Annotated in this window: 21 protein-coding genes; all 21 read right to left on the bottom strand. The window is 38.0% G+C overall.

The features are described from left to right. Positions 1 to 52: 52 nt before the first annotated feature. Positions 53 to 1624 carry a BCCT family transporter gene (locus DWX00_RS08355; protein ID WP_022461560.1) on the bottom strand — a complete coding sequence of 524 codons (1572 nt, stop codon included), beginning with the start codon at positions 1622 to 1624 and terminating at the stop codon, positions 53 to 55. A 37-nt stretch (positions 1625 to 1661) separates the two neighbouring features. After that, positions 1662 to 2450, bottom strand: a complete 789-nt coding sequence (locus tag DWX00_RS08360) for an NTP transferase domain-containing protein (protein WP_243001878.1) — start codon at positions 2448 to 2450, stop codon at positions 1662 to 1664. 12 nt (positions 2451 to 2462) lie between these two features. After that, positions 2463 to 4235: an NTP transferase domain-containing protein gene (locus DWX00_RS08365; protein WP_117760631.1), complete on the bottom strand. Its 1773-nt coding sequence runs from the start codon at positions 4233 to 4235 to the stop codon at positions 2463 to 2465. 166 nt (positions 4236 to 4401) lie between these two features. Continuing rightward, positions 4402 to 5286, bottom strand: coding sequence for a metallophosphoesterase (locus tag DWX00_RS08370; RefSeq protein WP_117760630.1), 885 nt, complete (start codon positions 5284 to 5286; stop codon positions 4402 to 4404). 25 nt (positions 5287 to 5311) lie between these two features. Further along, entirely contained in the window at positions 5312 to 6490 is a 1179-nt protein-coding gene (locus tag DWX00_RS08375; protein WP_022461042.1) for a Coenzyme F420 hydrogenase/dehydrogenase, beta subunit C-terminal domain, read from the bottom strand. 13 nt (positions 6491 to 6503) lie between these two features. Beyond that, on the bottom strand, positions 6504 to 8027 hold the full coding sequence (locus DWX00_RS08380) for an oligosaccharide flippase family protein (RefSeq protein WP_117802050.1): 1524 nt from the start codon (positions 8025 to 8027) through the stop codon (positions 6504 to 6506). 10 nt (positions 8028 to 8037) lie between these two features. Next, positions 8038 to 9195, bottom strand: coding sequence for a polysaccharide pyruvyl transferase family protein (locus tag DWX00_RS08385; protein WP_117802049.1), 1158 nt, complete (start codon positions 9193 to 9195; stop codon positions 8038 to 8040). Positions 9196 to 9732: 537 nt separating this feature from the next. Beyond that, positions 9733 to 10077 (bottom strand): transposase, encoded by a 345-nt coding sequence (locus DWX00_RS08390; protein WP_117802048.1) that lies wholly within the window; start codon positions 10075 to 10077, stop codon positions 9733 to 9735. A 75-nt stretch (positions 10078 to 10152) separates the two neighbouring features. After that, on the bottom strand, positions 10153 to 11037 hold the full coding sequence (locus DWX00_RS08395) for a glycosyltransferase family A protein (RefSeq protein WP_158568347.1): 885 nt from the start codon (positions 11035 to 11037) through the stop codon (positions 10153 to 10155). Between the two features lie 5 nt (positions 11038 to 11042). Beyond that, complete coding sequence (locus DWX00_RS08400; RefSeq protein ID WP_117802046.1) at positions 11043 to 11846, bottom strand: glycosyltransferase family 32 protein; 804 nt, start codon at positions 11844 to 11846, stop codon at positions 11043 to 11045. Positions 11847 to 11864: 18 nt separating this feature from the next. Further along, positions 11865 to 12845, bottom strand: coding sequence for a capsular polysaccharide synthesis protein (locus DWX00_RS08405; RefSeq protein ID WP_117802045.1), 981 nt, complete (start codon positions 12843 to 12845; stop codon positions 11865 to 11867). Then, positions 12842 to 13810 (bottom strand): glycosyltransferase family 2 protein, encoded by a 969-nt coding sequence (locus tag DWX00_RS08410; RefSeq protein ID WP_117802044.1) that lies wholly within the window; start codon positions 13808 to 13810, stop codon positions 12842 to 12844. Before DWX00_RS08410 ends, DWX00_RS08405 begins: the two co-directional genes overlap by 4 nt. A 10-nt stretch (positions 13811 to 13820) precedes the next feature. Beyond that, positions 13821 to 14834, bottom strand: coding sequence for a glycosyltransferase family 2 protein (locus tag DWX00_RS08415; protein ID WP_117802043.1), 1014 nt, complete (start codon positions 14832 to 14834; stop codon positions 13821 to 13823). Further along, entirely contained in the window at positions 14834 to 15376 is a 543-nt protein-coding gene (locus tag DWX00_RS08420; protein WP_117802042.1) for an acyltransferase, read from the bottom strand. Before DWX00_RS08420 ends, DWX00_RS08415 begins: the two co-directional genes overlap by 1 nt. A 1-nt stretch (position 15377) precedes the next feature. After that, a complete protein-coding gene (locus tag DWX00_RS08425) occupies positions 15378 to 16520 on the bottom strand; it encodes a glycosyltransferase (protein WP_117802041.1) in 1143 nt (380 codons plus the stop codon). Positions 16521 to 16767: 247 nt separating this feature from the next. Then, positions 16768 to 17739 carry a DUF6625 family protein gene (locus tag DWX00_RS08430; protein ID WP_117802040.1) on the bottom strand — a complete coding sequence of 324 codons (972 nt, stop codon included), beginning with the start codon at positions 17737 to 17739 and terminating at the stop codon, positions 16768 to 16770. After that, positions 17736 to 18650: a glycosyltransferase family 2 protein gene (locus DWX00_RS08435; RefSeq protein ID WP_243037988.1), complete on the bottom strand. Its 915-nt coding sequence runs from the start codon at positions 18648 to 18650 to the stop codon at positions 17736 to 17738. Before DWX00_RS08435 ends, DWX00_RS08430 begins: the two co-directional genes overlap by 4 nt. 14 nt (positions 18651 to 18664) lie before the next feature. Then, a complete protein-coding gene (locus DWX00_RS08440; protein ID WP_117802038.1) occupies positions 18665 to 19684 on the bottom strand; it encodes a glycosyltransferase family 2 protein in 1020 nt (339 codons plus the stop codon). 6 nt (positions 19685 to 19690) lie between these two features. Then, positions 19691 to 20782, bottom strand: coding sequence for an EpsG family protein (locus DWX00_RS08445; RefSeq protein ID WP_117802037.1), 1092 nt, complete (start codon positions 20780 to 20782; stop codon positions 19691 to 19693). Positions 20783 to 21076: 294 nt separating this feature from the next. Further along, the gene (locus DWX00_RS08450; protein ID WP_118595063.1) at positions 21077 to 22156 is read right to left on the bottom strand and encodes a glycosyltransferase family 4 protein; all 1080 of its coding nucleotides are present in this window, start codon (positions 22154 to 22156) and stop codon (positions 21077 to 21079) included. Between the two features lie 300 nt (positions 22157 to 22456). After that, entirely contained in the window at positions 22457 to 23107 is a 651-nt protein-coding gene (locus tag DWX00_RS08455; RefSeq protein WP_243037989.1) for a sugar transferase, read from the bottom strand. Positions 23108 to 23113: the final 6 nt, after the last annotated feature.

Below are 23113 nucleotides of genomic sequence, written 5' to 3' on the forward strand. Positions count from 1 at the left end.
CCGGATTTCCGCCAAATAGAAATCCGGCTCTATTTTCATGCTGCATAAAAAATCATTTCTTCTTTATTTCTTTCAGATATGCTCCGGCATCCTTTAGGAATCCCGCCACAATCAGAAGAATTACCATTCCGATCGGAAACGCTGCCACGATACTGACCGACTGCAGATTGCTCATAGAGCTTTCGGAAAAGACCAGTGCAATCGGAAGCAGAATCAGCAGAAGGCACCACATAAGCTGAATCGCTTTCGATGGCTGCTGTCCCTCTTCCAGACGGCGGTAGCTGTAGCAGGAAACCGTCAGCGCAATCGAATCAAACGAGGTCGCATAAAAGGCAATCATCGTGAGCAGCAGAACGACAAGAACCAGCGATGCACACGGGATCTTCTGGATCATGGCGATAATCATTCCATAGAGATCACCGTCTTTGGCATACCGCGCGATAAAATCCGCTTTTCCCGCCATCTGCATCCCCATCGATTCATTTCCCAGGATGATAAAGCTTAAAATCGTGGAGCCAACGCCGAATCCATATCCGCCAAGGATTGTCTGCCGCACCGTTCTTCCCCGGGAAATACTTCCGATAAAAAATGGCGCCGCCACGCACCATACCATCCAGTATGCCCAGTAATAAATAGTCCAGTTCTGCGGAAAATGCGTCTCGCGCAGCGGATCGGTATCGGTCGCCAACGTCGGGAAATACTGAATCATCCGTCCCAGCGATGAAAATCCCGTCTCGATAATATACCGCGTCTGTCCGCCGAACAGCAGCACGTACGCCAGTAGCCCGAAAAACAGATAGATGCAGAGCTTTGCCAGAAAACCGATTCCGCGGAAGCCGTGAAGCAGCGAATACGTGTACACAAAACACGTAATCAGCAGAATCACAATTGTCACTGCGTTCCGGTCCAGATTGATATGAAACAATGCATTGATTGCACTTGCCATCAGCGGCGTTGCCACGCTGAATGTCGTTGCCGTTCCTGCAAGGAGTGCAAATACCGCCAGCAGATCAATCAGCCGTCCGCCGATGCCGTCCGTCTGTTTTCCCATAATCGGACGGCAGGCTTCTGAATACCGCTGCCGGTTCCGTTTCCGCACGTGCAGCATAAACCCAAATGCGGCAGCGAGAACGAGATAAAAGCCCCACGGAATCAGACTCCAGTGAAACAGCGGGTACACGCCCGCCCACTCCTGGATTCCGCCCATCTTTTCAATCTGCGGATCAGCAGCATACATCACCCATTCTGCAAAAGAATAAAACAGAATGTCTGCCGCAAGGCCGCACGTAAACATCATGGATCCCCAGGCAAAAAAAGAATATTTCGGTTTCTCATCCTGCTCTCCTAACACAATATCGCCATATTTTGAAAATGCCAGATACAAAGAGAGCAGAAAAACGCCAAGGCCAATTGCAAGATAATAGACTCCAAAGGTATCTCCCAAGAAGAAGCGTACCTTCGCAAGAACTGTGTTGGACTGTTCCGGCAGGAGGAAAAACAAAATGCTGAGCGCTGCAATCAGTCCCAGCGGCAGCAGCGTGATCATCCAGTCAATCTGACCTTTTTTCCGTATTTTTCCGCTCTGTTTCTTTTTCGCCACTCTGTTTTCATCAACTGTATTCATGTTTTCTGTTCCTTTCTGCTATACTGCCCGATCCAGCTTATTTTTCTTCTGATTTTTCCTGCCCCTGTGCCTCATATCCGCAGTAAGACGGATCCAGATCGCAGAGTTCCGAGAAATCATCAATCTCAATCAGATCGCCTTCCTGCATAGGATAAATGCCAAGCTCATATTCTTCAAAATGACAGAACATCGCCACATCATCCCAGTAAATCTGGCGGTTCTGTTTTTTTTCAAATTCCAGTTCCAGGTGGCGTTTCAGCCGCTTTCCGTCCTCCCGGTTCCAACGTGATACACTGAAGAGCTGCCAGCCGCCCTTACCGCCGGTCCGGCTACAGGAACACACGATTCCATCCTTCACCTGCATCAGCCATTCATCCGTCTTTTCGTCCGTCCAGACAGCATTGTAGCCAGAATGCGTAAATTCCGGTGCAAGAATTTCTTTTTTGTATATAATCTGATCCCCATCCAGAATCATTGCATTTTCCAACTGTTCCCGCGCCACATAGAGCGATGCAATATTATTGCAGGAATCCCAGTATGGATTTTCGATCAGTGTCACACCTTTATATTCTGCGGTAAGGCACGCAAACTGCTCTTTCCGATATCCCACTACTACATAAATCTCATAAATTCCATTTTCATGCAGCGCCTGAATCACCGTATCAATCATGCGGACACCCTTCACACGGATCAGCGGTTTCGGCGTAGTAAGCGTTACCGGCCGCATCCGCGTTCCCGTTCCCGCCGCCATGATAATTGCACGTTCTACATGATTTTTCTGCTGAATTTCACTTCCCGGTCTCTGCCCCACATCCATCGCTTTCATTCTTCCACCCTCTTATTCTTCCTGACCTTTGCTTTTGGCAAGCTCCTGCTTAACAAGTTTATAGTAATCCTTAGCATATCGGTACTGTTTCAGCGAATACTCGCCAAACTCCACGCCTAACCGGCTCTTGTACTCACACCAGTTGCTCCATAAAAGCCCGCACACCGCAATGTATGCATAAATTTTCGTGCGCACCTCCTGCGGACAGCCTTCCGTAAAATAACTGTCGATCAGCGCATCCACCTGCGGACGGTCATACATGGCGTAAATGCAGAACATCGCCAGATCCACATGTGCATCCTGCATGCCCGCATATTCCCAGTCAATCAGACGAATTTCCGTTCCGCCGTTTTTCTCCACAAACAGAAAATTGTCCGGCACCGCATCAATATGCGTCAGCGTCCACACCTTCGGCTGCGCTTCCAGATAAGCCTCAAGCTCCAGCACATGCGCTTTCGTCGTGCTGTAATCCCGATAAACAGACGGTTCTCCCTCCCACAGACTTTCATAGTATGCGATCTGGTCAAACAGCGAAAACGTATGCTCCACGCTCAGATGCTCCTCATGGAAGGAACGGAGCTTTTTCATACAGGCCTGCACATCCTCAGGGTTTTCCGGATCGCAGACACGCGCACCCTCCAGGTATTTCGTAATCTTATAGCCGTTTTCCGGATTGATCGACACGATTTCATCGCAGATGCCCTTTCCGTCCAGTGTCCGATATACCGCCGCCTCCTGCCTGCGGTTGATCAGAAGACTCGTGCCTTCCCCCGGAATTCTCATAATATACCGCCCGCCGCGACAGCGGAATAAAAACGAACGGTTTGTCATTCCCTTTTTCAGGACCTCAATTCCCGTAATCTCCTCACCGGAAACCGAAAGCACCCGTTCAATTTCTGCCATCGCATCCGACTTCAGCTGATCCGAATTTTCATCCAGTTCCCGCAGCTGCTCGTAGGTATTGATCTCCACCACAGCTCCTTCCGGGACAAGCTTTGCCTGCACCGGCATTCCGTTTTCCGCAAAAAGGGCATCCTCCCAGAAAACATGGTCATACCGGCGATCCTGTACCATCGTTTCGATTCGCCGCGCCATCGACTGTGCCACAGAATCCGTCAGATAGCTGATGCCGATCATATGATTTCCTTCTTTTTCCCCGCCTGAGGGCACAAGCTCCCACTTCCGGCTCACACGAACCGTACTGTCTGGATCTTTTGCATCGCTCACCAGATACCAGGAATACCACTCATACTCCGAAAACGGATTTTCCCGGCACCAGAGGTCGCACGGCATAAGATACGTTTCACCAAGCTGCGGCAATACCTTTGCCAGGGAATGCAGGTTGTTTTTCTCTGCATACTCCATATTGACAACCAGCTTCACGCCATACCGGTCAACCAGATAATCGTACTGTTCCTTTTTAAAACCAACGACAACATAAATTTCCTTCACCTTTACCGCATGAAGCTGACGGATCAGCCGCTCGATCAGCGGTTCCCCCTCTACTTCCAAAAGTCCTTTCGGCGTTTCCATATTAATCGGCACCATCCGCATTCCATATCCGGCAGCCAGAATCACCGCGTTTTTCGGGCGATGCTTTGCCATCTCAAGCCTGGCTTTTTCCGTCAGCTCCATATCTGTTGTTAAAAAACCCTGCCCCTGCAGCGCTTTCACCGAACGGTTTACCATTCCCAGTGAAAACCCACACCGCTCCGCCAGCGCACGCTGGTTCCGGCAGTGGTATTGCAGGATCACGTTCAAAATATCAGATTCTTGTTTGTTCATGTACATCTATCCTTTCATTTTCGTGAACATCGTTATTATAATACAGAACCGGCGACATGTCAAGCTGCCAGCCGATCCTGTGAAACAATATGCCCAGATTAAGTTACGGTTCACTGGTTCCCAGCGAACCGTAACATTCGCAGCCCTAATCCATGTGCAAGTTTTTTCACCATCCTCCTTCCGGTACAAGATCCACGCAGACAATCTCCGGAATATTGTTGAACCGCGGAATCACCTCCGTATTTCCAAGCCCCGCAGACAAAACCAGATGCCGTTTTCCATCCTTTGAATCAAAAACACCCTTCAGCCGTCCCGGAAACCAGCCCATATCCGGCGCATATACGCCGCCGATTCCAGGCAAAATGACCTGCCCTCCGTGAAGATGACCAGAAAACACGCAGTCCATGTTCCATTCCTCCAGGGCATCATTTTTCAGCCAGGCAATCGGAAGATGACTAAGCAGGATCTTGTAACGGTCGGTATTCTCAAAATCCCATAAAAACATGCATTCGCTAAGATCAGCTTCCTCCGTTTCCAGGTATTTGTCCGGCAGGCAGTAACCGTAAATGCCGCCAATGCGAAGAGACTGGCCTTTTACGGTGATATCCCGGTATTGGTGCTCCAGAACGATTGCACCGGCGGCCTGATACAATTGTGTGACGTCTGTGCCAAAATTGTCCTGGTATTCTATCTCATGATTTCCCAAGGACAGATAGACGGGAGCAATCTCGCATAGAGAAGAAATCAAATTGGTAGCAATCTCTGTGACAGGCTCTCCGGAATTTAACAGATCCCCCGTGAGCAGGATCAGATCGGGAGACTGACTTGCTATCCGGTCAATCAGCTCCTGATTGTCTTCTCCAAACTCGCTGTTGTGCAGATCCGTCAGCTGCAAAATCCGGATTGGGGTATCGATTTTGTCGGAGGGGATCTGATAGGAAGAGTAGCTTAGGGAGTGTTTTGATTGGTCGAGGTTTTGGCAGTTTGTGATTCCGAGGAATAGAAGTACGCTGATAATGAGCGTCCATTTGTGCTGCCGTAGCCATTTCATTGATAATGTCCTCCGTTATCGTGACTCATCCTAACCCACACAGCTTTTTGAGTACACGCTTAATTATTTCCTTCTTACTTCGCCTTTGTGGTTGTTTTACTTGAAGTAATGGCAATATTTCCTGAAAATTTTCGCTTTCAATAGTTTTTAAAACAATATCTCTATTTTGTTTATGAACTGATGATCTCAATAACGATGGATTTTCTCTTGCCGCCTGTTCCAAATAAACTTGTTCACATTTTATGTTTTCAGAAACTGCGTTCATCATTTTTTCACCTTTTGCAGTATGCGTTAATATAAGAGATGTTCCTTTATTATCGTCCATTTTGGGATTAATATTCCATATTCCCCAGAAATCGCCTAATGTTATATCACTAACACGATGATATCCTTTAAAATGACAGCTACTACAAGATTCCCGCAAAATATAATCTTTTACAAATAATTGCATGAAGGGATCATCACCATTTTTACATAAATAGCGTTTCTTGTCTGCATAAGCAAATTTAACCGAGTATGCGTAATGACTCCAACCACTTTCCTTATTTCGCAAATTTATATGCTGTGGAAATGAATCACTATTATCCGTTAGAGATCGATACTTTACATATTTTTCCCATACCATCGGAGACGGTACTCCATGACATACAAAATCTATGCAGACCAAATTCTCATAATCTCGTTTTAAAAAGGCTTTCAATCCGGCTACCTGACAAGGTGTACCTGAAAACAACACTATTCGTCCGGAATCCAGTTGTTTTTTTATGCTTAAAAAGCTGTCTCCTAAAATACTTTGCGAATATTTCGCTCCTCGTAGTTTACCGAGTTCCGTTTGCTCTTTTATCTCAATATGTCTGACTACGCCTTCGTCATCATAGCTTGCACCATAGATCACTCCGCCTCGCTGTAAAATGGTAGCTGCTAACTCAGAGAAAATTCCACCGGAGGAACTCTCCAGTCGAAGTGCATTATTGTTAGAGAATGCCGCATATGCAGACGTTGATAGGTTTTCATCATCTTTTTTCTTCATTAACACGGGACATACTCTTTCACAAGCCCCACAAGCAATACACGCAGACCGCTCCATAATTACCGGAAACTCAAATCCTGCATTATCTTTTTTCATCTGAATACAGTTCCGTGGACAAATGCTTACACAGGCAGTGCAACCTGTGCATTGGTTCTTCTCGGCAAGTTTGGGCATAGTTTTCACCTTCTTATCCCTTGATTCTTTTGATTATCCTCTTCAATGGTTCTCTAAAAATACTTCTTTCATATTCATTAAATGAAACTTCATACATTAACACAATATAGATGCCAGTAAAAACAATTATCCCGATCAAAAAAATAATCCAGTTATCAATTTCATATATTCTATTTATCAGTAAACCACTAAACATCATTATTCCTGGAACAATGGCCATTTTTAAAATATTTTTCCAGAACAAAGGAATATCCAATCCTGTCACTTTGTAGTAGTAAATATTCATCACAATACCTTGTCCTAGGATATATGCAAAACAAGAACAAGTAGCCGCCCCCAAAATGCCACAATATGGAACCGCAATATAAGTTGTCACTACATTAAGTATTGCAATAATCATGTATATGATGGATCTAAACTGATGCTTATTCTGAGCAGTAACAATCGTTAAACCAATGTTTTGAATCAACGGAACGCACAGAGGAAACATTGTCAAAATAGCAACCCAATATGCGTCATGATAATCCTTTCCAGCCCATAATGTAATAAAAGCTTGTCCAAAAGCAGTAAAACCAGACACTATCAAAGCAATTACAATAAACTGTAATCTTCCAACTCGAATAAACAAATTCGTTAATTCATCCTTGGATGCATCTTTTACGACCATCCCCGTCACTCTAGGTGTCAATACTCCAGATATTGATGTTGACAAATTCATAACCATATTATTAAAAGTACCGCCCACATTATAAATTGCAACAGCGACACTCCCGGATAACATTCCTAAAATAACTTTATCAGTAGCCCAGAATAACATATCTACAATCGAACCAATAAAAACAAACACCGAAAATCCTAACATTTCTTTAATTAGTGCTATTGGAAGTTTTTCTATAACTGGTTTAATATGTAACTTTCTAAGACAATAATAAATATTCACAGGGAGCATCAAAAATTGAACCACGGTTGCCGCTGTTGCCATTCCTACAGAAGCGTACCCCAAATACAACGCAACTAAATTTGCCAGTGGAGCTAATACAGTTGAAAACATATCAACAAGTTTTCTAAAGATATACTTCTCATTCGCTGTTATCATTGATGAAAAGACACTGTTTGGAAATGATAATGCTGAGTTAAATGTCATTATCATTACCAGAACTTTCATTTTTTTCAATTCATTAGCTGATAATCCTTTTTGAAATATTGCTTCAACATTATTTGCAATGATTGCCCCACATAATAGAACTAGCAAAGCTAATACACAGTATAAAATTAAGAAAAAACCAAATGCCTTTTCTTCTGATTTTTTATCTTTCTCTGCACGATATTTAGAAATATACCTAATAATAGTACTTCCGAATCCAAAACTCAATAATGATAAGTAAGAAACGGCGGACGAAGCAAGCGAAAATAAACCATATTCTGCTTGTCCTAACATTCGGAGCATAATTGGTGTATATATAAAAGGAATAACTGTGCCAAGCCCCAAGTTAATGTACGACAAAATCACTCCCGATTTCAACTCATTTTTTTGCACTGCATTCACCTCATCGAACTAATTTATCCAGTGCCATTTTCCCTGAATATGCTTTCGAAATATATTCCGGCATAATTTTTTCTAAATGATCTTTTATTTCTTTTTCATGCCCTACAAGCCATCTGAAATGCTTTGTCAATTCATCTGGTTCTTGTAACGATTGCACTGGTAAAACGTAGTTTTCTTCATTGCCAAATAAATCTCTCGCAATGCCACGCGATTTAACTGAGTATCCTAATACCAGTGTGGGCACACAAGAAGAATATGCAGCAATAGTAGCATGCGTTCTTGCACCAACAAAAAATCGACAACGTGCAATATATCCTTTCAGTTCCATGCAGTTATGATCTCCAATTAGCATGATTCTATCATTATCTTTAAATTCATCATAGAGTTGCGCAAGCACTTCCAAATCATTATTACCATCACATACCACATGTGGGATCAGTGCAACTCCACAATCTGTATGATCAAGAATTTCTTGAATAAGCATTCTATATGCCATATAAACAGTATTTGAATCTTTTCCATTCTGAAGAATCAATGGACTAGCATTTATTCCAACCATGTTTCTTTCTAACCAATTATCTGGTAGAGATAACAACTTCTTAGGAAGTGTAAATGCCGGATCTGCAACCTTTACAGTGTTAATATTAATTGTTTTTAATGCATTATAAGAAATTGACTCTCTTGCTGTAATCAAATCAAATTCTTTTAAATCTGCTACAATTTCTGGATTTTTAAGCAGTTTTGGTTCAACACTACATCCCCAAAGAACTAACTTGGCACCTTTTTTCTTTATATTTCTATTGACCGCTGCCAAAACATCTGTTCCTGGGTAGCAATAATTATCTCCACCTATCGAAAGAAAAATTTCTTTGGATATAATATTTTTAAGCAACTCTTTCCTTTGAATTTTGACAGCTAAATCTATTTTTCCACTAATTTTTGTCTGGGCTGCAGAAATAAACCATTTCAAACTCTTCTTGGGATATACCGTTACCGTATCTCTCTTTATATCGCATATTGTATCTAATCCATATTTCAAGTCTTTATCCGCATTTAATGAGTATAGTCTACTTTTTTCATTTAATATGCTTACGGTAGAACGAACAATAGCTTCACATCCATGATTATCGCTTCCCGCATGAAGATATAAATTAATCATTTGATCTCTCTCTGTTCTTTTTAGTGCACGTTCAACAAAACGCCTTGATTTTACTGGATTTGATGAACAGTTAATAAGTTACATATATCTCCAAAATAGAGTTTTCTGGATATGAAGTGACTTCATGGAGTCCATTTCTGATAATTTTAGATACAAGAACTAAAACATCTTTGCTTCTTTTTATGAAGGCCTTCCTGTTCCCCACCTTCACCTACAGTAACTAACCTCTCATGTCTACTAGAATCACCGCCATCTGACGGATCCTAAATTTCTTCGTTCTCCTTATCCATAGTTGTGTGCTGCTCATGCTCCTTTAGCAGGGTCGTTGCCCTATAAAAAATGTCAATGCAGCTACTGGCTCTACTTTTTCTCATATTTTTTGCATTCCTGTTTCACAGCACCATTGATGGCGGACGCTTTCCTGTTTACAGTACTTCTTGCTCAAGCGGCTATAAAGTTGCCTTCCTGATGGATATCTGACATCATTTTCGCATAAAATACACGGATCAATTTACCGCTGACAGCAACCTTTTCCTGTCACCGTTTCAACGGATTCTTTACACAGATTACATAATGATCATAAATTCCACGGAACTCCTTGTTTCTTGCAAGCAACGATACCATTACCTGATACCAGATCTTTCTGTGTTTTCTTCTCCCGCGTTTGCTAATCCGGGTTCTCCCTTTATGCTGGATCTGTTTCGGTGAATCAAAACGTCTGATATCACCCACCTCAGCTATGAATCCTGCTATTGTGATGCTTCCTACTCTTTTAATGGCGAATAACTTCTCCACATACGATACTCTTCGGATTATTTCCTCAAGTACTTTTTTGATGGCTTCCAACTGCGAAGTCCATAATCGCTGCTCTTCAAGCAGCATATACAATTCACTTTTTGTTTCAATTTTTCCGTTAAGTCCAACACTGTTGTGCGCAACTTCAACCAGGGCTTTGCTCTATCTTTTTCTTCTAATTAACGCACCTAACGTATGTATTGAAATCAATGCTCTAATCATTACAACTGGAGCTCCTATACACTCAGCAATGACTTTAGTGCTATATTTACCTATCAAATCGCATGAAAAAGTATAATACATTTTAATTCTTTTTATTAGAGAAAAATTCATAAAAAGTGCTTTTTCTTTTAACCAAAGTCCATACCCTCTTGGATTATTCAAAAAAAGTGAATTACCCGCCTTGGTTAGTCCATCACTTCGATATTCATATATCCAAACTATATCATTGTAGAATCGCATCTTATATCCATCATTAGCCATTCTGTTATATATTACTGCTTCAGTCATAAATTTTTCTCCGGAATACTCTGGATATCTATATTTTTTATGAATCTCCGTAAAAAAAGCCAACGCTCTCTCTCCGTCAATATTCCGGTATCGATCCAGCAATGTCCCATCATAATAATCTGTTTCAAACAATGTGTTCGGTGTAAAATTGGAACTCATACCAAGATTTCCGGCTACACCACAGTATTTTTCATCTTTTGGTAATGACTTTTCCCATGCAATTATTTTCTTCAACGCATCATCTGTCAAATAATCATCTGAATCAACAACAAAAAACAATTTTCCCTTTGCAAGATCCAATGCGAAATTAATTGCTCTACATTTTCCACCATTCTTTTTTTTGTAATAACGAATAGGAAATTTACTTTCGTTGTTCATCCATGTTCTAAATAGCTCCTCTGTTTCATCCACAGATCCATCATCCACAACCAGCCATTCAAAATTATGAATTTCCTGTCTTTGCAATGACTCGTATAATCGATTAATAATATAAGCACGATTATACGTCGGTGTAAATACAGTTATCTCTACATTCACAATCATCACTTCCTTATTTTTCTCAAAAGTCTCTGAACAAAATATAATAATCCATAATCCAACAAATCATACGCAATGAATGTATATACTTTATCTATTTTAGTTCCTCTCACACCATCAAAAAAAGAAATAAAGCGAGGATTTCTCAATATGGTTTTTATCTTCCAGATCACTTTTGTTCTACTAGATTTCTTTTTATCCGCCATAATATCAGCTTCTCTTTTTTTCCGTACTTCGTCATCTGCCCATGTATATGTATATAAATGTGTTGCATACTTACCATAATCTTTTAATCCGATTAACATAATACCATTTACTAACTGAGTTCTATCAGTTTTTTTCCACTCTGATAGTTGTTTTTCAATAACCACAGTATCACGAGTAACATTTGTCCCCGAAGGATACTCATATCCTTCATATGCCTCCATTATTGCTTTAATTAACCAATTTCCCTTTTCTGCGCCAAAGCCAAGCCCCGTACTTATATATCTCACATCATCAGACGCCATCCAACAGCTATTTTTCAACAATTCATCAATCCCGTTATGCAATAATACATCCGTGTCAAGATATACTCCTCCCTGGTTATACACAATGTACAGTCTGACATAATCTGACACAAAAGCCCATTTCTTATCTTCATACGCTGCTTTCACATATGGATTACAATTTATATCAAAATTGCTCTCATTCCACTCGATAAGCTGATAATCAGGACAATATTTTTTCCAACTATCAATACACTGTTTTATAAGATTTGATTTGGGATTTCCCCCAAACCAGCAATAATGAATTATTTTTGGTATCAACTTTTTCCTTCCTATTGTCTAAAAATGATAGTTTAAAAAATATTGATAAATACTTTCACTACCATCAATTGTTCTTAATCTATACGTTTCTCTCCAAGATAATTTATATAATACAGTATCAGATTTGATAACTTGTTCAAAATTTTCGCTACCAATTGCCTGATTCATTGCAGCCTGTAAATCATCTCTATGCAAATTGTTATTTGGCACTTTCTTCAGGAACATAGATATTGCCGGAATTTCACATCTTGCTACTTCTATCAAATAATCAAAAAACAAATAATCAACTGCTGCTTGCTCTTGTGACCAGTATTCTTCAAATGCTTCTTTTATAAATCGATAGAAAACATTTCCTCTCCATCCCCCTAATACAAACGTTGTCCATCTCATTTGTGACAAATAACCACAAGAGGTCGGATTACTTTTACAAGTAAAAAAAGGCAACTCGAAATATGATTCTGGCAAAGAAGATGCACAAAATATTGTAGAATCTAACCATAAGCCACCGTACTTTTCAAGCAACGAAACACGTATGTAATCCGATAAATGTGCTATTCCCATTTGTCCATTTTTTACTTTGTGCATCATATAATCAGGTATGTCTATATAAACCGAATATGAATTTTGGTCAATAACATGTACTGGATGAGAACCAGTTTGTTTTCTAATACTTTTTATACACTGCTTTACTAAATCAGGTGCCATTTCTACACCAGTCCACCAACAAACCCATACAGGTGCATTTTCTTCAAACACGCCTATATCATCAATGTTTTTATATTTTTGGATCAAGTCACTCAATTGTCTTTCCAAATAATTTAATATCCATTTATCTTTTTTTTCGTGTGCTATATTTGAAAGTTTATTCAAGTGAACTCGTCCACAAAGTTCATCCATAACTCTTAATAGCGCATACAATATCGAAAAGGCACAATCTGATTTAAAATTATTAATAAGCAATAAAACTCGTCTTTTTATTCTTGACGTTAACGTTTTCATTTTAATTTATTCCTTTTTAATGACATTAACTGACTCAATAATCCAATACATACACGACTGCCAACTATACTGATACTTTCTTTTAAAGAGTATTGTTTTAACTCAGAACAATTAAATCTTATGCTATGTCTACTAGACTTAATTCTATTCTTGCACTCTCTTTTTTCTTTATCATTTAGCTTGAAGGTTTCTTGATAAAAATATATACATGCTATGCAAAACCTCATTTTGTCGATTTTATATAATTTGGGATACAGGTCTTTGAAATATGCAATTCTCTCCAAATATGCATCCAACGCATCTAGATGTTTATAAGATATAGAGTTCATAATGCTACCTTTACGTTGAAAGTAATAGTATAATTTCTCATCTACATAAGCCAGTTTATTGGTTTTTGCCATAATTCTATACGTGAAAAATTCATCTTCGTGATAACGTCCAGTTTCGAATTGCTCACCAATCAGCATATTTTTATGATATAGTTTATTCCATGCAACAGCTCTAAATGTTTCACCATTAATCAACGTTTCTAATGCTTCCTCGGTTGAATATATCTTTACCGATAGTTTGTTTATCTTCTCATCCTGTTTTTCAGTATATACCTGGCAAATATCACATGCTGCGATATCCACTTTATAATCTTTTATTGTTATGTATAAATGTTCTATAAATTTTGTATGAATCCAATCATCACTATCCAAAAATGCAATATATTCACCTTTAGCAACCTTTAAGCCTGCATTTCTTGCTGAGGATAATCCTCCATTCGTTTTATGTATCACATGGATTCTATTATCCCTTTCGCTCCATTTGTCACATATATGGGGACATCCATCCAGTGATCCATCATCTACTAATATGATTTCCAAATATTTGTACGTCTGTCGAACAAGTGATTCAATGCACCTATTTAAATATGATTCTACATTGTAGACAGGAACTATAACACTGATCAGGTCTTTCATCCTTATCTCCTTATTCTATCTTATACTTCTTATCCAAGCCGGTAATTTTGGCATATAACGTATGAAACCAACAATAACTATCCGGAAATAAAACGACCCATCCTGCCCTTATCTTTACTGATTTACTCATATAAGAGTTTGATAAAATCAACTTTAATTTTGTTCTTAATTCATTACGAATTTCTTTTCGGAAAGGTCTGATTAGCTCCCCTTGTTTCTTAACTGATAAGATAGATATAGCAATTAACTGCCTTGTCAGTCTTTCCTCAACAACTTCTTTGACTTCTGGAATATCCTTTGAATCTTGTTGAATTATTCTCATCACACGCACAGGATCTTTTAATTTATGCTCATTTAGTATTGATGTAGCAGCTGAATCTTTACGTAGAATATAATGATATGGACAAAAATCTTCATACACTGCTGAATCTGCAGCTTTAAATAGCCAATAATTCATTAATACATCTTCATTTATTCTTATATCCATTGGCATAACATTTTCATATAATAAAGTATAAAACAATTTCTTATGATAAAGTTTGTTCCACAAACCAGGCTCAATGAATGAACCTGACAACAGATCTTTTAAACCAGCTATTTTATCCTGCTGCACAATTCGCCCTGTATTATAGTAATACTCTACGCGACCTGGAAAGACCATTTGATATCCACAATGTGAAATATCAGCGTCATACTTTATCGCATTATCCAGCAGTTTCTCAAACATTTCTGGTTCAATATAATCATCTCCATCCACAAATCCCAGATATTCACCTGATGCTTTTTTTATTCCATCAATTCTTGCACTAGTTACCCCACCATTCTCTTTATGGATTGGAATAATACGCTGATCTATTGATGCATATTGATCAATTATTATTCCTGTACCATCTGTCGAACCATCGTCTACAATTATTATTTCTATCCTCTTATGCGTCTGCGCAAGGATGCTATCCAAACAACGACCAATATGTGATTCAATGTTGTACGCAGGTACTATAATTGATATTAAAACACTGCTCATCAGTCAATATACCCTATTTTACCTTTCAGCTCTTCGTTCTGTTTCATTCTCATTTCCATAGAAACATTTTTTCTTAAAGTATATTCCTCTCCATAACACTTACTGTTTTTCATTCGTTTTTTTTCTTTTCCTAAATACTCATCCAATGAACAAATAATCTTGGCTGGTGAACCTACTACTACTGAATTGTCCGTAATATCATGTGTAACTGTGCTATGAGCACCAATTATCACATTATTTCCGATAGTTACACTAGGCAAAATAACCGTGTCCGCACCTACAAATACATTATTTCCAACCTTCACCCCACCTATTTTAGTGTAACCGATAAACTGTTTTGTACTTGCATCATGGCAAAGCACATGTACTCTAGGTGCCATTGTCACATTATTACCAATTTCAATTAACCAACAATGTGCTGGATCAAGAATGACATCATTCAGACGAGTAAAATTTTCACCTACTCTCATTCCCATTTTTATAAGCTTTTCCGTTGTATATTCACCACGTATTCGATATATTAACTCTTTTAGATAATTCACCTTATTCCTCCATTAGTCGAATCAACATATTTTGTACAGCATTTACTGTTTCTGCTGTGCTAAACGCTTTTCCGCGTTGAATTGACATATTTTTATAGTGCTTTAACAACTCTGGATTATCCATTAATTTTTTAATTCCCGAATACAAAGCTTCTTCATTATTCTCCACTATAACGCCAAACTCATCATTTTCACCAAGCATTTCTTTCATGCCTGACACATTCACCGTACATACTGGTGTTCCTACAATTAACGCTTCGGTTGTTGCAGTAGAAAAACCTTCTGCGTAACTAGCACATACAAACAAATCACAATTAGAAACGTATTTATATGGATTTGTTTGATATCCCAAAAAAGTAACTGCATTTGAAACACCATTCTCCTCACACAAATTTTCTAATTCCTTTTGTTGCCATCCAGTGCCTAAAATCAACAATTGTACGTCATATCCTTCTTCGAGCAAACGTCTTTGAATCCTAATCATTCGATCAAAACCTTTATTCGGAACAATTTTTCCTACGCCACACCAAAAAAAAGTGTTTTTTTTAAATAAGTCTTCTTCTATCCTTTCAGCAGCTTTCACAATGATTTTTTCAGATTCATTTGTGTTATATAATACATGCGTTTCACATTTTATCGGACAATATCTAATAAAAGCTTGTTTTACTTCCTCTGACACAAAAATCATTCTGTCTGACTTCTCGTAACACTTGTACGCCTCTTTAATGTCACGAAATGATTTTGCCAATTCTTCTTTATTATGATATGTACAATGAATCCAAGACACAATCTTCGTTTTGTTTTTAGGACAACCTGCTACAATTCTGGCCGAAGGCCCTTCTAAATACGAAATCACAATGTCATACTCATCCGATACAAGCCAACGGTAAAGTTGTTTTGGAGAAAGCAACTTCATATAATGTGAATTTCCACGAATCGCATGTCTAAATGCGTAACGATATTTAATTTTAGAATTCAAAAACTGTTTATTAACACCTTCATCAAACAAAGCAAGTACCGTAACATCAAATTTCAAATAATCCATATTGTTTACCAAGTTAATTAGTACTTTTTCTGCGCCACCAACCGATAAATCATGAATCACAAACAAAATTTTAATTTTGCTATGTCCGTCGTTACTCATAACCCTCTACTTCCTCTTTACTTTTATTTATATAATATGCACTCCCATATCCAACAGATCATACGCAAAAACTCATGGATATATTCCGCTTTGTCACTAAAATTTTTATATACTATTCAAAATATGCTGGATTTTTCAATCTCATTTTCCATTTCTATTTTTTTCTTACTGCCTTTAGCAAATCAAAACAAATGAATCACTTTAGATGTTTGTTTGTAAAGTTCAAAAATTTCATCCCGTTTTGATCTTATTTAAATACATTTGTAAACTTCCAATCAGAATTTTTAAATCTATATTTCAAACTATTTATTTTCACTCTAAAAAATTGATAATTGAATACTCTCCATATCGTACATACCCGCAATAAAACACTCGGATTAATATCCTTATCTATAAAGCAATTTGGTATAAGATAGTAATTATCAGAGTTTTTATTTTTTCTCAAATCCCTCATCTTTCTTTTCTGTAAATGAACATATGGAAACTCTCTTGTATGTAACTCACCATTAACTGAATATATTTGAAAAAGATGTCCCTTGGCTACTTCAAATATAGAATTTCTAATAAGATTCGATTTGTAGCATCGCTCATTAATATCAAAACTAACTGTTTCGAAAGATGTTTTATAAGGATTGATGTCTGCACCAATATTTTCTAGCATAATAGGACTATTAGTTTGCATATATATATCATTCACATTTCCAGGCAGCCATTCATCGAATCCACATCCTCGTTCTGTTACAAACACTTCTTTATATCTGATCTTTCCTTCAATTTTTCCCATGAAAATTCTATTATTTTTATATGAGTTTTTATATAAAGACAAGTGTCCAAGTGAAAACAGTTTATCATATTTTCTTAGCATATCCTCCGTGACAAACATATTTAGATTCCCAAATATTTGGTCTAAATCGCAATGTCCCCACCAATCGTAGTCCTGAATATAATCTTCAAATATCACTCCATATGCACATTTATAGTCACATAACTTTTGCGGTTTCGATAATGTAATTTCAAAATCAAACTTCGACTGAATCAATTTTTTGCACTCACCGAAATTCATTTTAATCAGATGCACATTACTAGGATAGTTATAAGTTGTATCATCATCTGAAAAAATCAGCCATTCAAAGCCATAATTAAGTTTGCATGAATCCAAAAACAATTGTATATACTCCGGCAATTTCCCAAAATATGCTATAATAATTGCAATTTTCATTTCTTTGTTTTCCTTTTTATTATAAAATATAATAACACACCTGGAACTACTGAAATTAAAGTAAAAAGCCTATTTGTTGAATGCCCTATGAAGTAATAATCTTTTGCTAATAAACTCTCTGCAACATAATGTATACATGCCTCTATCTTTAGCTTAAAACTAGGTGCATATTTCATCACATATCTACGTTCATTACAAAATCCCTTAGGATTACGTACATATTGATAAAACATATTTTTTGAACTTCCATCATTCATATATTCAACCACGCATACCGGCTTATTCATAATTAACACAGTGTAATCTCTCTCCAACAAATGTTGTTTATAATATAAACTATGGTATTTTTCACCTTCAAAAACTGGAATTGGCGGATATTTATTTATAACAGCAGTTACACCAATCAACTTTTTATCACCACTATTTCGAAAGACTTTTTTCTTTCCTCCACTATAATAAACTATATTTTTATATCCCCACCCCTTGAATTCCTTTAAATCGTTTGGAAAAGGTGTCCCTACTACATTACCATCTTCATATTGATCTAATGCATATATTGCACCAATATTCTCTCTCTTGTTTTTTTTCCAGAATGATAAGATATCTTCAATAGCAGTATCCGTTAAATAATCATCTGAATCAACATTCACAGAAAGCTCTGTATCTATGTTCGCATAAGCTGTATTATACGCTGTATGCATTCCTCCATTTTCTTTATAAATATATCGAATGTTAAACTCCGTTTTTTGTTTGATCCATTTTTCTACAAGTTCTTTTGTATTATCTGTTGACCCATCATCAACAATCAACCAATCAAATGCTTTGCAAGATTGTTTTTGCATACTTTCATAACATTTATTCAAGCAATACGCTCTATTATATGTAGGTGTAAAAACTGTAATTAAATTCATATTTTCCAATTCTTTCATTGTAACTTATTTAGTCTGTTTTTTATTCTTAATAAGAATACTAAGAGTTTATTTCCTCCTATATAATCTACCAATTGAAGCATTTGAACCTTTCGATTCTTTGACCATCTTAAAACATCCTTATTTTGGTTCAACCTTTTCATTATTCGATTGTATTCTTTTTTATTGGTAATAAAAGACATTGAATAGATGGCAGTTCCATACTGATATCCTATATATGGTTTTAAAATGTCTATTTTTCGAATCTTTTGTTCTTTTTCTAGCAAAGACAAACAAACTTCAATATTATCAATAAGCATATCCATCTTTTGCACTGTAATACTATTTGAAATTGAAGTTTTTCTTTGTCTGTAGCAAACAATCACATTTGCGATAAAATCGAATTTTTCCGCATATAACGCCAATCGCAAACACCAATCTATGTCTTCGGATGTAATTCCCAAATTAAAATATAGCTTCCCTTGATAAAATAATTCTCTTTTAATCACTTTATTCCAAGCACATGCAATCCATAAATCATGATCTACTTGATATTCCAGTGAATTCTTTTCCAGTTTGTCTAATGGCATATTAGTATCTTGTTTAAAATATGGTTTTTCAAATACATCATCACAAAATTTCATGTAATTAAAAGATAGTATGTCCGCATTACTTACGTTCAATCGAGAATATATTATATTTAACGCACTACTATCATGCCAATAATCATCGCTATCTAAAAATAATATGTATTCTCCTTTCGCATTTTCTATTCCAATATTTCTTGCGGCAGATAATCCTTTGTTTTTCTGATGAATGACCACTATTCTCTTATCTTGTTCAGCAAATTTATCACATATTGTACCACTTTCATCTGTTGAGCCATCATCAATCAAAATCACTTCATACTGTTTGAACTCCTGTTTTAAAACACTATCAATGCATTTAGCTAAATAAGCAGCAACATTATATACAGGTATAATAACAGTAAATTTGGGGCAATAATTCATAACTTTATCCCTCTCATCGCATTTCATCTTTCTTCACCAAGTAATTACAACCTGATACCAATAAAACGCTAAATACGCTACCACCATAAATAGTCCCATGATTTTAGATGATTTTTTAGTGAACATATGATCTATTTCCCATGGCAACAAAATATAATTATATAATGATGCATAAATTGGCAAACGACCAATAAAGATGCCACTTGTAAACATGGAAATAATATATAATCCGGTAGATACAATTGACATATTTGCACAAAAATTGATTACAGGATCATTTTCATAATGAATGTATTTCAGTCCAATAAGAGACAAAATCGTTGGTACAGAATACACTAAAACCCTAAATACATTAGTTCCATCATCTCCCCACAAGGTCCAGTCATTCACCATGTTTGCATACTGCGTTTCCTGCATCATATTATCCAGTATACTTGTAAACTGATTTACAAAAGTCACCGCCACTAATGCTGCACTTAAAAACAAAATCGTCCTTTTATTCCATGCTTTACCTTGCACAATTATCACAATAGGTATCATCACTAACGCTGATTGATGCATTGTAGACGCAAGTAAAATCATCAAAATAGTAGGAACCCACTTTTTTTCTAACATAAATTTTGTTGATGCAAAAATTATCGTTACTGCGGCAAACTGTCTTACACCGTTAAACATCCATGATAAGTAATCTGTTGACGCAATAAACAAAAAAATAGACAACAAATAATTCGTGGAATACTTTCTATAAATCGTAACAAGTATTATAGCTTGAATACTTGCTAACACACAGAAATATACTACATCATTACTTCCAAAGATGCATTTTATAATACCGCTTAATGCAGAAAAACCTTTATCCTTTGTTACAGATGGGATATAGTTTAAAAGACCAGATATTGTGTTGGGCAAGTTTCTAAACATTGTCTTATATGCATAGCTGTCCCCCATATCCCCTCTAAATGTTGCCATTATAACAACTGGACAAAAAGCAAACGCCGCAAATCCCCACGAAACCCTATACTCTTTTTTACCTAATATGTTTTCTACACGATATCCACCACTCATTACTGACTTCAAAAAAAACATTGCTGCAATCCACACCAATATAAAAATATATTGTGACATACAATTTCTCCTTTATAGTTTTAATTATACTATGCAATGCTAACGGGATAATTCGTCAATGTCATGTCATTCTCTCCAGTTCCCTTTTATAATCCAATCCCCTCACTCTTTTTCAAGTCCCTACTCTTTCCCAATTCCTCAAATATAAAACAGCTTATATGCACACGTCCAATCCCTCGCACTACTCCTCCCCAAAGAACCTGCATTTATAAGCTGCTCTCTATCATCCGTTTAGCTTTTCTCCAACTCCCATTTCCCTCGTAAGTTTCCGATCCGATTTGTCTTTGCCTGTTTTTACTCCAGGCTCCTCACCGTTCTCTCCACCACAGCTTCCTTCCGAAACTCTCTTTTCATCTTCTCTCTTCCTGCTTTTCCCATTTTTGCCCGTTCTTCTCTGCTGCAATGCAGCATCTTTTTCATTGCCTGGTACAGCATCTCTTTGTTTTTTGCTTCAACCAGCAGACCGCTTTTTCCATTTTCTACGCTTTCCCGGCAGCCCGGGATATTGCTTGTAATAACGGGGCGGCCGGTTGCCGCTGCTTCCAGGAGGACATTGCTCATGCCTTCATGATAGCTGGGAAGAACGACACAGTCTGCTTCTGTATAAAATGGGCGCGGGTCTGACTGAAAGCCGTAAAAATGGGCGATTCCAAGCTGTTCCAGTTCTTCTACCTGCTTTTTGTAGATATCTTCAAAGAATCCGGCCAGATCAAGGACAAAGTCTTCGTTTTCTTCTTTCAGCCGCCGAACGGCATAAAAGAGTTCTTCTATTCCTTTTTCTTTCATGATTCGTCCGAGATACAGAAAATGGACACGGCTGTGGTTCGGGTAAGGTTCCATTTTGTATTTTTCCAGGTTAATTCCCGCACCGGGCAGGACAACCTGACGATCTGCCGATACGATGTTTCGTTCGCCAAATTCGCGGGCGTTTTCTTTATTTTCAAAAAAGACATATTTTACTTTTCGGAAAGCGATTCGATACAGTACCGTAACAAATCCGGCCAGTACTGGTTTTTGGAATGCAGTTCCAAGTCCCTGCACGTTGGCATAATAGGGAATCTTTTTGCAACTGCAGAGCAGACCCATATAGATATTTGGTTTAATGGAATATGTAAGCACAAAGTCCGGGCTGATTTTTTGCAGAAGCCGCTTATAATCCCGCAACAGCTTTGCCTCAGCAAAGGGATTCACACCACGTCGGTTCATGGATACAGGAATACACTCGATTCCCATTTTCCGAAAATCTTCTTCATGCCCGACAAATGGCATGGCAAGAATCACTTCATGCTCTTTCTGCAAGGCTTCCACCAATTCTTTGCGAAACTGCCAGAACATATACGAATGATTGGTTACAATTAGAATTCGTTTTTTCATTTTTCTTTCCTGTTTCGGTGTAATATTTCGCATTGTTTCATTACTAATTTCATTATTTTTCTTTATAAATTATATCATCTTTCAATCAATATGCAATTACTTTTCTCATTATTTTCCAGCTTCTGTGCAAAACGGGGCAGCATGCTTTCATCCCCAAAAACATCCTGCCCGTTTCTTCCTATCTTTTGCTATCTTTGCTATTTTTCTATCTTTTGCTGTCTTTTACTACTTTTTCTATCTTTTACTGTTTTTTACTGCTTTTTCTATCTTTTGCTATCTTTGCTATTTTTTTATCTTCTTCTATTTCCCAACCTTCACAGCCTCTTTTGCACCCTTCATCTGCTGTTTTTCCAGTCTTCCTTCGTGAATTCCATCCTGCCGCAGTACGGCTCCTGCTGTTCTCCAGAGACATTCCAGATCCATTTTGAGCTGGATATGGTGCACATAATATCCATCCAGTTCAGCTTTTTGCCGGATCGGCAGCTCATCGCGTCCATGGATCTGTGCCCATCCGGTAAGACCCGGACGGACGCTGTTTGCGCCGTACTGCTCACGCTCCGTAAGGAGGTCATACTGATTCCAGAGTGCCGGACGCGGGCCAACCAGCGCCATATCGCCCTTCAGGATATTAAAGAGCTGTGGCAGCTCATCGAGGGATGTTTTCCGGAGAAACCGTCCGACTCTTGTGATGAAAAGATCGGGATTATTCAGCATATGGGTCGGCATATCATGTGGGGTATCGATACGCATCGTGCGGAATTTATATATGTAAAAATACGTGCCGTTCTTTCCTGCCCGCTTCTGCCGGAAGAAAATCGGTCCCGGCGAATCGAGATGGATCGCTATGCCAAGCAAAATCAGCAACCACGACAGTGCTGCCGTTCCAACCAGTGCAAGCAGCCGGTCCAGCAGATTTTTCAGATACATTTGATAAATTCCAGATTCCCTCATGTTTTC

This window comes from Blautia sp. AF17-9LB, from assembly GCF_003479185.1.
GTDB classification, from domain to species: Bacteria; Bacillota; Clostridia; order Lachnospirales; family Lachnospiraceae; genus Fusicatenibacter; species Fusicatenibacter saccharivorans.